Here is a 14,038-nt window from a genome sequence, read left to right as displayed (position 1 = left end):
AAACCTTGAACCTATAACACCGTTCAAAAGAAAAATTGTAACAATGCCTAAACCAATTAAAAATATTTCATCAGATTTTGAGCAGGTAATTCTGCTTATTACTGAAGCCCGTAACAGGGTTTACAGTAAGGCAAATGCCGAATTGGTGTTGTTGTATTTTAATATTGGTAAAATTGTATCAGAAAAAGTTTCGTTAGGTAATTGGGGCGATGGAACTGTAAATGATTTAGCAGATTTCATTACCGAAAAGCAGCCTTTATTAAAAGGGTTTAACCGTCGCGGACTTTATAGAATGAAACAATTCTATGAAGTTTACAGCGATGAAGAAATTGTGTCACCACTGATGACACAATTGAGTAACGAAAAAGTGTCACCAGTGGTGACACAAATGGAAAATCTGGTTCAAAGATTTTGTGATAAGATATTATCGAAAATTAGCTGGACACACCATTTATTAATATTATCAAAAACAAAAAGTATTGAAGAGAAATTATTTTATCTCAATCAATGTTTAAACGAGAAGCTATCTAAACGAGAACTCGAGCGCCAGTTAAATTCAGCTGCCATCGAGCGAACGATGCTCGGAAATAAATTTAGTAATGCAATAACTTCAAAATTACCAACTGGAATTTTTAAAGACCCATATGTCTTTGAGTTCCTGGCATTGCCTGAAATACATTCTGAAGATGATTTACAACATGCTCTAATTAAAAATCTTCAAAATTTTATTTTAGAAATGGGCAAAGGTTTTACTTACATGGGCAGCGAATATAGGTTGCAAGTTGGTAATAAAGATTATTACACCGATTTACTTTTTTATCATCGAGATTTACAATGCATGGTTTTATTTGAATTAAAAATTGAGGAATTTCAACCAGAATTTTTAGGTAAACTAAATTTTTATCTGGAGGCACTGGATAGAGATGTAAAAAGACCACATGAAAACCCGAGTATTGGTATTTTATTGTGCAAAGGTAAGGATGAAGAGGTGGTAGAATATGCCCTTTCCAGAAATATTTCCCCAGCATTAATAGCCGATTATGAAACCAAGTTGATTGATAAAAAACTGCTAGCAGAAAAATTGCATCAACTCTCTGAAATTTTTTATAGAAATGAACAATAAACAACTTACCATCATCAAAATCGGCGGAAACGTAATAGATAATTCTGAAAAGTTACATGAATTTTTGATAGATTTTACTGCTTTACCGGGTGATAAAATCTTGGTTCATGGTGGCGGAAAAATTGCAACAGAGCTGGGCGAAAGTTTGGGTATTGAGACCAAGATGGTAGAAGGGCGAAGAATAACCGATATTGAAACTTTGCGCATCGTTACGATGGTTTATGCCGGTTTGATTAATAAAAACATGGTTGCTCAGTTACAAGCAAAAGGTAGTAATGCCATTGGTTTAACTGGTGCAGATGGAAATATTATCAAAGCTAAAAAGCGACCAATCATTAAAGTTTCCCCATCAGGGGGAGATTTAGAGGGGGCAGAAATTGATTATGGTTTCGTAGGAGATTTAGATGATAACTCTGTTTCGGCTGAAATGATAGATAGTTTGCTTAAAGCAGGATTGGTTCCTGTTTTGTGTGCAATTACGCATGATGGAGCTACTCAACTGCTAAATACCAATGCCGATACCATTGCATCATCGGTTGCGGTGGCCATGTCTTCACTTTATGAAACGCGTTTGGTATATTGCTTTGAGAAAAAGGGTGTTTTGAAAGATGTAAATGATGATGCATCCGTTGTGAGGGAAATTAAAGCCGCTGAATTTGAGGGTCTGAAAGCTGATGGAACCGTTCAAGGTGGGATGATTCCTAAATTGCATAATGCTTTCGAGGCGATTAAAAAAGGTGTATCAGCGGTTTATATTGGCAAAGCCGATGAATTAAATGAACTTGCAAATGGAACTTTTGGAACTAAAATGTTGAAATAAGATAGAAGGTTAAAGGTCTATGGTTGGAGGTCTTTGCGATGAGCATAAATAGTATAACGTAAATAATTACCACAAAGACACCAAAAACTTCAAGAAAATAGATATTGTGAACTTTTGCCTTGGTGGAACAAATAACGCGAAAGTTATTGGCTACTGAAATGAAAAGGAACCGATTGCTACTGTATTTGCAATTTAAACCTGATAGCAGTGAAAAGCTTTTGTTTGTCAGTCTGAGCTTGTCGAAGACCAAACAAAACTTGTAACGAATAGCAGGACTAACATAAAATAGTATTCCAAAAATTGCTTTTCGTAAAACGATTATGCTCTTTAAAACATTGTAAATCTGTGAAATCATATAATCGGTGTAATTAATCCGAAGGAAAATATTCTAATCATGACAAAAAAAATAGCAATTATAGGTTCTGGAAATATTGGAATTTCTTTAGCAAAGGGATTGGTGAAGGCCGACTTTGCGCAAGCTGCCGACATTACGCTAACCCGAAGAAATATCGATAATTTAAAATCTTTCGCTGATGCAGGATTTATAGTGAGTAGTGATAATAAACAGGCCGTAGCCGCTGCTGATGTTGTAATTCTGGCGGTATTGCCTCAACAATTAAACACGGTTTTAGACGAAATTCAACCGTCGATTAATGCTACAAAACACTTGGTTATTTCGGTGATTTCTGGGGTAAGTTGTGCTGCGGTTCGTGAGAAATTGGGTGATGATGTTGAAGTGGTTAGGGTAATGCCAAATACGGCGATTGCGATTGGCCAATCAATGACTTGTATGGCTAGCGATAATGCATCGGCAGAAAATATTGCCGACGTGACTAGAATGTTTGAAACGGTGGGTTCGGTTGTGAAAATTAATGAAGATTTAATGACTTCTGCTACAGCACTTTGTGCCTGCGGAATTGCCTTCTTTTTAAGGGCAATCAGAGCAGCCTCCCAAGGTGGAGTAGAAATCGGTTTTCATGCAGATGAGGCTTTAAAAATGGCAGTGCAAACGGCAAAAGGTGCGGCAGATTTGCTTTTATTGCATGGCACTCATCCAGAATCAGAAATAGATAAAGTAACTTCGCCAAAAGGTTGTACCATTGCCGGTTTAAACGAAATGGAACATAACGGCTTTAGTTCATCACTGATAAAAGGAATCAAACTTTCGGCTTTAAAGGCAGGGAATTTATATACAAAAGAAGGTTAACAATCTATGTAAAATGGAAGAGGTAAAATGGAAAATGTGCCGAACCAATAGTTTAAATTTTTTGAGGCAATGTGGATTTTGGACAATGTCTTGATACTTGATACTCAGTATTTGATACTATGATAGAAAATATACAAAAGGAATGTCTGGATTTGTTGCGTCAGCTGATTCGCATCCAATCTTTTAGTAAAGAGGAGGATAAGACAGCTAATTTAATCGCTCAGTTTTTGGAGGAGAGGGGGATTAAAACCCACCGTAAAATGAATAATGTTTGGGCTTACAACAAACATTTTGATGCAAGTAAACCAACATTGCTTTTAAATTCACATCATGATACGGTTAAACCAAATTCTGGCTACACCCGCGACCCTTATGATGCCGCAATTGAAGGCGATAAGCTTTTTGGTTTGGGCAGTAATGATGCTGGTGGTTGCTTGGTTTCTTTAATCGGCACGTTTTTATACTATTTTGACAAGGAAAATTTAAAATATAACATCTGTTTAGCTGCAACTGCTGAAGAGGAAATCTCTGGCAATAATGGTTTGGAATTGGTTCTGCCAGATTTAGGAGAACTGGAATTTGGTATTGTGGGTGAGCCAACAGAAATGAATTTGGCCATCGCTGAACGAGGTTTGTTGGTTTTGGATTGCGTTGCTCATGGTAAGGCTGGTCACGCGGCACGAGAAGAAGGCGAAAATGCAATTTACAAAGCTTTGGCAGATATCGAATGGTTTAGAAACTATCAGTTCCCGAAAGTTTCTGAGGTGTTTGGTTCGCTAAAAATGACGGTTACCATTATTAATGCAGGCTCTCAACACAATGTGGTGCCAGCAAATTGCACTTTTACGGTTGATGTTCGCGTTACAGATGCCTACACAAATGAAGAGGTTTTGCAAATTATCAGAGCGAATGTGAGTTGTGATGTTACCCCGCGTTCTATCCGTTTAAAGCCATCATCGATTGATAAAAATCATCCTGTTGTACAAGCTGGCGTGAGTTTGGGTAAAACAACTTATGGTTCACCAACTACGTCAGACCAAGCTCTATTAGATATTCCATCAGTAAAATGTGGTCCAGGTTTTTCTGGTCGATCGCACATGGCTGATGAATTTTTATATGTTAAAGAAGTTGCCGAAGGTATAGAGGGTTATGTAAATATGCTAAAACCCGTGATTAAAGGTTGAAGGTAGAGGTTGTAAGTTTGAGGGATTGGATGCTGATTTCATATGTTATTATATATCTTACATGGTTAAACTACCATAAAATAGCTTTGTGTGCTTTGCGAAAAACTTAGCGACCTTTGCGTCTAAATTCAAATCATTATAATATTGTTTATCTTTGTGTTATGAAAACTTATTCTAATTTCATAGAAATTAATGCTAACAAACGATTTGGAAAGCCATGCATTAAGGGTACTAGGATAGCTGTTTACGACGTTTTGGGATGGTTGGCCAACGGTATGAGTATTAATGAAATTTTGGTTGATTTCCCTGAAATTACTGAAGTTGACGTCTTATCGTGCCTTGCTTATTCAGCAGATAGGGAGCATAAAATAAGAGTTGCCTAGTGAAATTGCTATTTGACCAAAACATTTTACACAGAATCATCAAAATTCTTGAGGCTGGCTTCTCATCTTGCGACCAAATAAGACGATTGAGATTAGAGGACAAATCTGATAAGGAAATATGGACTTTTGCAGGTAAGAACGATTATGTTATTGTTACTTTCGATGCGGATTTCTATGAGTTCTCCAATCTTTACGGTCATCCACCAAAAATAATCTGGTTACGTTTCGGAAACAATACAACATTTGGAATTGCAGAAGTATTGATAAAGAAAAAACAATTGATAAATGATTTTATTGAACAAGATGAGTTTTCTTGCTTGGAAATACAATAATACTTAGTTAGTCGTCATTGCGAGGCACGAAGCAATCTATTTTGCAAATGTTTAGCATTAATTTTTTTAAAACCAAAGAGGATTGCTTCGTGCCTCGCAATGACGAAGAAGGAATATGAAAATCTGGCAAAAAAATATAGATGTAAATAAATTTGTAGAAACTTTTACCGTTGGGAAAGACCGCGAATTGGATTTACAAATGGCAAAATTTGATGTTTTGGGTTCTTTAGCACATACTCAAATGTTAGAAACCATTAACTTGCTTACCGCTGATGAATTGAAAACCGTTCAGCAGGAACTTAAAAATATTTACGCAGAAATTGAGGCTGGTAATTTCATTATCGAAGATACCGTTGAAGATGTACATTCTCAGGTAGAATGGCTATTAACTCAACGCATCGGTGAAGCCGGTAAAAAAATTCATAGTGGGCGTTCCCGTAACGACCAGGTTTTGGTCGATTTAAAGCTATTTTTTCGTGCGTGCATCGAGGATATGGTGAACCAAACGTCAACATTGTTTAACCAATTGATTGAGTTGAGCAATACACATAAAGATAAGTTGATGCCAGGTTATACCCATTTGCAAATTGCAATGCCATCATCTTTTGGTTTGTGGTTTGGTGCTTATGCCGAAAGCCTTGCCGATGATATGGAATTAATGCTTGCGGCTTGGAAGATTACCAACAAAAATCCATTGGGTTCTGCAGCGGGTTATGGTTCATCTTTCCCTTTAAACAGAACCTTAACCACAAATTTATTGGGCTTTGAAAGCTTAAATTATAATGTGGTTTATGCACAGATGGGGCGTGGAAAGACAGAAAGAATTTTGGCTCAGGCGATGAGTGCCGTGGCAGCAACTTTGGCCAAAATGGCAATGGATGTTTGCTTATTCATTAATCAGAATTTCAGTTTTATCAGTTTCCCACCAGAATTAACTACCGGTTCGAGCATTATGCCGCACAAAAAAAATCCCGATGTTTTTGAATTGATTCGTTCGCGTTGTAATAAAATTCAGGCATTGCCCAATGAAATTGCGATGATGATTACCAATTTGCCATCTGGTTACCACCGCGATTTGCAGTTGTTGAAAGAGAACCTTTTTCCTGCAATTGCTTCATTAAACGAATGTCTTGAAATCGCGACTTTTATGTTCCAAAACATCACTATAAAAGATGATATACTAAAAGATAAAAAGTACGATTACTTATTTAGTGTTGAGGTTGTTAATGATTTGGCTTTACAAGGCGTTCCGTTTAGAGAGGCTTATAAAATAGTTGGCGAGCAAATTGAAAATGGTACTTTTGCACCATCAGGCCAAATACATCATACACACGAGGGGAGCATCGGCAACCTTTGTAACGAGCAAATTTCTGCAGCAATGGAAAACATTTTGGCTCAATTTGGTTTTGAGAAAGTGAATAAAGCAATAGAAGATTTGGTTAAATAAATTGATATTGCCAGATACTTTAATCCTAAATGAGATGAGAAGAAAAATTAAGACTAATATAGTTGCAGAAATTATTCGAGCTTTAAAAGAGATAAAGGCAATGCAAGCAGGTAATAGAAAGGCTCTTTCATTAAAAGATATTTAGAATCATTCTGACTAATGGTACTAACAGATAAAGTATATTTTGAGCAATATCGAGCTTTAATTGGAAAGGATATAGAAAATCTGGTCAGCCAATTTGATTTTATTGAACAAAATGGAGATTTGGGCTACCAAACTCAAGTATCCGCAGTATATTCTTCAAACATTGAGGGAAATACTATTGATTTAAATTCCTACATGAATTTGACTTTTGCTAAAGAAAAATTTAAGCCTACAAAAGAAATACAGGAAATTGAAGATTTGATTTCAGCTTATAAATTGGCTCAAGAAACCAATCTTAATGAGAAGAATTTTTTAAAGTGCCACAAACTTCTGTCAAAAAAATTGGTTATTGCAAGTTTAAGAGGTAAGTATAGAAACGATAAAGTAGGTGTCTTTGGTCAATCAGGATTAGTTTATTTAGCAGTAGAGGCAGAATTTGTTGCAGAAGTTATGAAGGAGTTCTTCGAGGAAATAAATCAACTACTTTCTTCAGCCATAACTATTGAAGAAGTATTTTATTTCGCCTCATTAATTCATCTGCGTTTTGCTCATATTCATCCATTTAGAGATGGGAATGGCAGAGCGGCAAGATTACTCGAAAAGTGGTTTTTAGCAGATAAACTCGGATTAAATTTTTGGAAAATTCCATCAGAAAAATATTATAAAGAACATCAGTCTGAGTATTATCAAAATATTAACTTAGGCATAAATTTTTACGAACTAAACTACAACAACTGTTTGCCATTTTTAACGATGTTACCAAATAGCTTGAAGTAGAATTAAGAATATAAATATGAAAGTTTCAATATTAGCCAGCGCTTTAGTTGGTTCAGAAATTATAAAAATTGGTAACGAAGTTAATGAGATGAAACGCAAAGGCGCATCAATCGCTAACTTAACCATAGGTGATTTCGATTCAAACATCTACCCAATACCAACCGAATTAAAAGCTGGAATTGTAGATGCATACCATGCCAATCAAACCAATTATCCACCTGCAGATGGCGTTTTGCAATTAAGAGAAACCGTTTCAGAATTATTAAAAGAAAGGTTTGGTTTGGAATATAATACCAACAGCATTTTAGTTTCAGGCGGTTCTCGTCCGTTAATTTACGCAACTTATCTGGCACTAATAGACCCAGGCGATACCGTAGTTTTTCCGGCACCATCTTGGAATAACAACCATTATTGTCACTTAACTTCGGCAAAAGCAATTGCGGTAGAAACTGATGCAGAGCATAATTTTATGCCAACCGCTGCACAATTGAAGCCACATTTAAAAGGTGCAACTTTGTTGGCTTTGTGTTCACCATTAAATCCAACAGGAACCATGTTCGACGCAGATTCTCTTGCAGAAATTTGCGACGTTGTTTTGGAAGAAAACGCATATCGTGGAGCGGATGAAAAGCCATTGTATTTAATGTACGATCAGATTTACTCATTGCTTACTTTTGGTAAAGAACATGTAAATCCCGTTTCTTTACGTCCTGCAATGCGTGAGTTTACTGTTTTTGTTGATGGCAGTTCGAAGTGTTTGGCAGCAACTGGTGTACGTGTGGGTTGGGGTTTTGGTCCAGAAGATATTGTAAACAGAATGAAAGCTTTGGTTGGACACATGGGTGCTTGGGCGCCAAAAGCTGAGCAAGTTGCCATGTCGAATTATTTCAATGACAAAACACAGGTTGATACGTTCTTAACCAACTTTAAGAGCCAAATTCAAGATAGCTTAAATGCACTTTACAATGGCTTTAATGAATTAAAAAATGAAGGCTTTAATGTTGATGCAGTTGAACCGATGGGTGCCATTTATTTAACAATTAAAATTGACTATATCGGAAAAACTACGCCAGATGGTCAGCTTTTAAAAGATAGTGCTGATGTAAACTTCTACTTAATTAAGGAGGCTGGAGCAGCATTGGTTCCTTTTTCTGCTTTTGGTAATGAACACAGTATGCCATGGTTTAGGGCATCTGTTGGCGCATGTACTTTGCAAGATATTAAAGACATGTTGCCGAGAATTAAAGCTGCACTTAGTAAGTTGAAATAAAATATTTAAATATCCTTACGGGTTTTTAAAAACCTGTAAGGATTGAATACCTTAAAGCTCTGAGAATATAGATTTTTAAATTTATATTTTCTTAATTCGTTAATGTGTGCAAGCATCATAAAAGGATAATTTTTAAATTTGTATATTAGTTTAAAATCAAAGTCAATATGGAAACTTATCTAGTCCATCCAAATAAAATTCAAGAAAAAGCCTTGAAAGCTTTTTAAAAGCTTTGGAAGTCCCTTACGAAATTAATAGTGATGAAGCCCTTCCTGCTCATGTCATAGCCGGAATTAAAAAGGGGCAGGAAGATATCAAATCTGGTAAAAGTTTATCATTTGACGAATTCAAAGAAAAAATTGTCATTATTTGATGAGCTTACCAATAGTAATATCAAATACAGCATTCCAAACTTTTGAATCAATTTGTGTTCAAATTAAGGATAGGCTTGGAGATAAAGCTTTAAAAGATTTTAAAAAAAATACAATTAAAACTCTTGAATTAATTAGCAACTCACCATTAATCTATAAGGAAACCGAGTTCAATCCAAACATCAGACAAGCAGTAATAAAAAAGCTTTCATCAGTATTTTATGAAGTTAAATCTGATAGGATAGAGTTCTTTTCTTTTGGGATAACAGACAAGAACCACTACTTTATTAAGAAATTGGAAATTATATTTTAAATGCTTTCCATTAAATAAATACAGAAAGTCCTATCAAGTTTGAAAAGATGATAGGACTTTTTTGCTTGTAAAGCCCCTTTAGTGGTTTAGGTTATTTAAACTCGCTAGTTTTATGGAAATCAATATCAGGATAATCCTGTTTCGTTAAATTTATCATATAATCACTATCCGATAAATAAACAGGATTTGCTTCTTTATCGAAACCGATGTGTTGTTGTTTACGTTTAACAAACTCATCTAACTTCTTTCTATCACTTGATGTTACCCAGCTCGAACGTGTATAACTCAATGTACGGAAGCGACATTTTGCACCATACTCATGCTCTAAACGGAAGTTAATTACCTCGAACTGAAGTTCTCCAACGGCACCAATTACTTTTCTGTTTCCTGGCTGCATGACAAATAATTGCGCAACACCTTCATCGGTTAATTGTTCAATGCCTTTTTCCAACTGCTTGGTGCGCATTGGGTCCATGTTTTCAACCTCTTTAAAAATAGACGGAGAGAAACTCGGAATTCCCTTAAACTGCAACTTTTCACCTTCGGTTAAGGTATCACCAATTTTAAAATTGCCACTATCATACAAGCCAACCACATCACCTGGCCAAGCCTCTTCCACAATACTTTTTTCGTTCGCCATAAAATCCATCGGGTTCGAAAATTTTAGTTTCTTATCCTGGCGGGTGTGGTAATAAAATTTGTTTCGCTCAAATTTGCCCGAACAAATACGCAAGAAAGCAATTCTATCGCGGTGTTTTGGGTCTAAATTGGCGTGAATTTTAAATACAAAACCACTAAAATTTTTCTCTTCCACCAGCACATCACGCTCTTCAGCCTCTCTGTGTCGCGGACTAGGAGCAATATCAATAAACGTATCTAAAAGCTCTTTAATCCCGAAATTGTTAATCGCACTGCCAAAAAATACGGGTGCTACTAAACCTTCGGTATATAAATCTTTCTCAATTTTTCCGTAAATCCCATCTACCAATTCCACATCATCTTTCAGAGTGTTTATTTCGTTTTCCTTCAAATAATTTAATAATGATGGGTCGTTTAAATCGTTAGCTGCCACAACCGAATCCGTCACTTTAGTTTTATCCGAATTGAATAAATTTAAGTGTTTATTGTAAATGCTATAAACGCCTTTAAAGGTATGTCCTTGCCCAATTGGCCAAGAAAGCGGGCACAAACTGATGTTCAGTTTTTCCTCAATTTCATCCAATAAATCGTAAGCTTCTTTACCCTCACGGTCCATTTTATTAACGAAAATGATTACAGGCGTATTCCTCATTCGGCAAACCGACATCAGTTTTTCGGTCTGTTCCTCTACACCCTTCACACAATCTACCACCAAAATTACGCTGTCCACAGCCGATAAAGTCCGGTACGTATCTTCCGCAAAATCCTTGTGGCCAGGCGTATCCAGAATATTAATCCGCTTGCCGCTATACTCAAAACCCATTACCGAAGTTGCTACCGAGATACCACGTTGTTTCTCAATTTCCATAAAATCGGAAGTATTGCTTTGGTTCGCTTTATTCCTTTTTACCGCTCCGGCAGTGTTAATTGCACCACCAAAAAGCAGAAATTTTTCTGTTAATGTGGTTTTGCCTGCATCGGGGTGACTTATAATGGCAAAGGTTTTACGTTTTTCTATTTCAGGGTTAAGCATAATAAAATTTTGGGTAAAAAGTGGCGATGAAACCTGGTTAAAGGAATTTAACTGCGATAAGATTTGAATAGTGTTGTTTCATCTGGCTGCAAAGATAGCAAATTTGCTCAACTGTTTGAACTGGTTAATCGAGAATACTATGAGACCATAATTCTGTTCATAAAAGATTTTTAGAGATAATTTTAAGAAAAGCAGTTCTAGTGATTCTTGGGTTGCTTCAATCCCGCCATACATTCCAATCTTTTTTAAACTCCTGTCATTTTATGGTTGAAAGCATTTGTTCTATCGGCTGATTTGCAAGTATAACTCAGGTTTCTGCAATAAAAAGGATTTCCATTTCTGTCGGGTTTGGATAACTTCTTCAGTAATTCTTTGGATTGTTTTTAAAACCTATAGTCTGTAAATTTTTCATGCTCGAAGTTTCGATGTTGCCAAATAGCCCAGGGTTTAAACCCTGGGCCATATTTTTATTAATCTACGGTATGCTTGCTTGTTTTACAGGTTTCATCGGTATAAAGCGAATGGCAGGACTGCTTTTCCAAAGAAATACGGAACGCTCATTTCCAAGAAATCAGAATCGCATTTTAATAGTTAACGATGCGAAAAACCTTCATATAAACGATAATCTTACAAATCATACTTATTTTTGTGCTAAAATTGTTAGCTTTAAATATCCCTTCAAAATAAAGCAACCAAAAATCTTATTGCCAATGCCAGAATTAGAAGAAACTTCTATGGCCGCAGAAATTGCGACTAAATTTGTGAATTATACCTCCAAACATGTTTTCTTAACGGGAAAAGCCGGAACAGGTAAAACTACTTTTTTGCGGAAACTGATTAAGCTAACCCATAAAAAGGCAGTAATTTGTGCGCCAACTGGTATTGCTGCTATTAATGCCGCAGGTGTTACCATTCATTCACTTTTTCAGCTGCCATTTGGGTCGTTTTTTCCTGATGCTGCAGCAAATATCATCAACCAAAACATCACTTTTAACTTCAATACCCCACGCTCAATTGTTAAGCATTTAAATATGCAAACCAATAAGCGGCGTATGATTCAGGAGTTGGAACTACTGGTTATTGATGAAGTGAGTATGCTTCGAGCCGACATGCTTGATGCGATTGATTTTGTTTTACGCTATGTTCGGAGGAATAGAAATGTGCCTTTTGGCGGTGTCCAGCTTCTTTTTATAGGCGATTTGCACCAATTACCACCCGTTGTAAAAAACGATGAGTGGCGGGTAATGTCGGTTTTTTACAAAAGCATTTACTTTTTTGATGCATTAGCATTGCAAAGTAATCCTCCGATTTACATCGAATTGGATAAAATTTACCGTCAGAGTGATTCGGTTTTTATCAACCTATTAAATAACCTCAGAAATAATCGGATTACCGCCGAAGATACTGCTTTACTAAGGCAGCATTTTAAGCAAGACTTTAAGCCATCGGAAGACGAAAATTACATCACGTTAACTACCCACAATAATAAAGCTGACACGATAAACCGGGAACGTTTAACACAACTGAAAACCAAATCATACTTTTTTGAGGCGAAAGTTACCGGCGAATTTAACGAATATGCTTATCCGAACGATAAAAGTTTAGAGCTTAAAGTTGGTGCTCAAATCATGTTTATTAAAAATGATATGTCTGCCGAAAAGCGCTATTACAATGGTAAAATTGGCGTTGTTCATCACATCGAAAAGGATATTATTGAAATTGAATTGCCTGAAGATAAGGTGGTAATTGATGTTTCCCCATACACCTGGGAGAACGTAAAATATAAACTGAACGAAGCTACAAATGAGATTTCAGAAACTGTTGCTGGTTCTTTTGTTCAGTATCCAATAAAGTTGGCTTGGGCCATTACTGTTCATAAAAGCCAGGGTTTAACTTTCGATAAGGCGATTATAGATATTGGTGATGCTTTTGCCCCCGGACAAGCGTATGTTGCTTTATCGCGTTTACGCTCATTGAATGGTTTGGTTTTGACCTCGCATTTGCGGGAAAACGGTTTGCAGCAAGACCAAAACATTCATTATTTTTCTAAAACTAAACAACCTGCCGAAGTGCTGAATCAGCAGATTAGTTTTGAGAGTTACGATTTTATAAGGACGTATTTATTAGCAGCTTTCGACTTGAATCTGGTTCGCTATTATTTAAAAGAGCATGTTCAAACTTTTGATAAAGGAGAAAAATCTACCAAGCAGAAATACGATGAGTGGACGATGGAACTTTATCGTGATTTTCAAAAAATTACGGCAACTGCTGATACTTTTATTAACCAACTTAAAAATTTATTTGCTACACAAACGGAACACACTTTATTTAATGTTTCTAAAAGAGTGGGAGCAGCTTTGAAATATTTTAATCCGTTGGTAAGAGAAATTTCCGATAGGCTTTTAGCTCATATTGAGTTAATTAAGGAAGATAAACAGATTAAAACTTATTTAACAGAATTGCTGGAGCTAGAGATTTTAGTGTACGAGCAATTGAAAAAAATGCACAAGAGTAAAGCACTTTTGCAAGCTATTATTGACGGCAAGGAATTTAGCAAAGCTGACACCGATGCTTTATTAAATACTGCCGAACGCAATCAACAATTGCAGAAGGCAATTCAGTTGAAAGGCATGACAATAAAAGTAAAATCTGCTACAGAAAAGAAAAATAAGGAACCAAAAGTTGATACGAAATTGGTAAGCTTTGAACTATACGAAAAGGGGAAAAGCTTAGAGGAAATAGCCAAAGAGCGAGGTTTTTCTGTCGGGACTATCGAAGGGCACCTGGCGTATTATGTTTCTACGCAACAAATTGATGTTGCTAAATTGGTTAAACCGAATAAAATAAAAAATATTGCAGATGCGGTTGAAAGTCAGAAAACAAAATCGATGGCCGTGATACGGGATTTTTTAGGGAAAGATTATTCATTTGGAGAGATTAAGTTAGTGTTGGCATCATTGTTTCCATCGGAAGAGTAGGGAAAATCTAATCGTAA

13 protein-coding genes are annotated in these 14,038 nt (G+C 36.1%); 12 read left to right on the top strand and 1 reads right to left on the bottom strand.

What is annotated here, in order from left to right; genetic code table 11:
* The first annotated feature begins 43 nt into the window (after nt 1-43).
* The 11 genes from D7004_RS05485 to D7004_RS05440 all read left to right on the top strand — a co-directional run bounded on the left by D7004_RS05485 (nt 44) and on the right by D7004_RS05440 (nt 9,371).
* Complete coding sequence (locus tag D7004_RS05485) at nt 44-1,123, top strand: PDDEXK nuclease domain-containing protein (protein WP_123204867.1); 1,080 nt, start codon at nt 44-46, stop codon at nt 1,121-1,123.
* Nucleotides 1,113-1,943 carry an acetylglutamate kinase gene (gene argB, locus D7004_RS05480; RefSeq protein ID WP_123204866.1) on the top strand — a complete coding sequence of 277 codons (831 nt, stop codon included), beginning with the start codon at nt 1,113-1,115 and terminating at the stop codon, nt 1,941-1,943. Before D7004_RS05485 ends, argB begins: the two co-directional genes overlap by 11 nt.
* A 394-nt stretch (nt 1,944-2,337) precedes the next feature.
* The gene (proC, locus tag D7004_RS05475) at nt 2,338-3,150 is read left to right on the top strand and encodes a pyrroline-5-carboxylate reductase (protein WP_123204865.1); all 813 of its coding nucleotides are present in this window, start codon (nt 2,338-2,340) and stop codon (nt 3,148-3,150) included.
* A gap of 119 nt (nt 3,151-3,269) precedes the next feature.
* A complete protein-coding gene (locus tag D7004_RS05470) occupies nt 3,270-4,334 on the top strand; it encodes a M20 family metallo-hydrolase (protein ID WP_123204864.1) in 1,065 nt (354 codons plus the stop codon).
* 161 nt (nt 4,335-4,495) lie between these two features.
* Nucleotides 4,496-4,717: a DUF433 domain-containing protein gene (locus D7004_RS05465; protein ID WP_123204863.1), complete on the top strand. Its 222-nt coding sequence runs from the start codon at nt 4,496-4,498 to the stop codon at nt 4,715-4,717.
* Nucleotides 4,717-5,049 carry a DUF5615 family PIN-like protein gene (locus D7004_RS05460; protein WP_123204862.1) on the top strand — a complete coding sequence of 111 codons (333 nt, stop codon included), beginning with the start codon at nt 4,717-4,719 and terminating at the stop codon, nt 5,047-5,049. Before D7004_RS05465 ends, D7004_RS05460 begins: the two co-directional genes overlap by 1 nt.
* 115 nt (nt 5,050-5,164) lie before the next feature.
* The gene (argH, locus tag D7004_RS05455; RefSeq protein WP_123204861.1) at nt 5,165-6,496 is read left to right on the top strand and encodes an argininosuccinate lyase; all 1,332 of its coding nucleotides are present in this window, start codon (nt 5,165-5,167) and stop codon (nt 6,494-6,496) included.
* A 159-nt stretch (nt 6,497-6,655) separates the two neighbouring features.
* Nucleotides 6,656-7,417, top strand: a complete 762-nt coding sequence (locus D7004_RS05450; RefSeq protein WP_123204860.1) for a Fic family protein — start codon at nt 6,656-6,658, stop codon at nt 7,415-7,417.
* Between the two features lie 16 nt (nt 7,418-7,433).
* Nucleotides 7,434-8,687, top strand: coding sequence for a pyridoxal phosphate-dependent aminotransferase (locus tag D7004_RS05445; protein ID WP_123204859.1), 1,254 nt, complete (start codon nt 7,434-7,436; stop codon nt 8,685-8,687).
* A gap of 232 nt (nt 8,688-8,919) precedes the next feature.
* Complete coding sequence (locus tag D7004_RS20585; protein WP_167459422.1) at nt 8,920-9,060, top strand: hypothetical protein; 141 nt, start codon at nt 8,920-8,922, stop codon at nt 9,058-9,060.
* Nucleotides 9,060-9,371 (top strand): hypothetical protein, encoded by a 312-nt coding sequence (locus tag D7004_RS05440; RefSeq protein WP_123204858.1) that lies wholly within the window; start codon nt 9,060-9,062, stop codon nt 9,369-9,371. The genes D7004_RS20585 and D7004_RS05440 overlap by 1 nt, the downstream gene beginning before the upstream one ends.
* 91 nt (nt 9,372-9,462) lie before the next feature.
* On the opposite strand, the gene D7004_RS05435 is transcribed toward D7004_RS05440, so the two are convergent.
* Nucleotides 9,463-11,043, bottom strand: coding sequence for a peptide chain release factor 3 (locus D7004_RS05435; protein WP_123204857.1), 1,581 nt, complete (start codon nt 11,041-11,043; stop codon nt 9,463-9,465).
* 710 nt (nt 11,044-11,753) lie between these two features.
* Between D7004_RS05435 and D7004_RS05430 the strand changes: the two genes are divergently transcribed.
* Nucleotides 11,754-14,021, top strand: coding sequence for a helix-turn-helix domain-containing protein (locus tag D7004_RS05430; RefSeq protein ID WP_244214255.1), 2,268 nt, complete (start codon nt 11,754-11,756; stop codon nt 14,019-14,021).
* Nucleotides 14,022-14,038 lie beyond the last annotated feature (17 nt).

Source organism: Pedobacter jejuensis (genome assembly GCF_003725795.1).
In the GTDB taxonomy this organism is placed as follows: domain Bacteria; phylum Bacteroidota; class Bacteroidia; order Sphingobacteriales; family Sphingobacteriaceae; genus Pedobacter; species Pedobacter jejuensis.
This window is presented reverse-complemented; position numbering and strand designations above follow the sequence as displayed.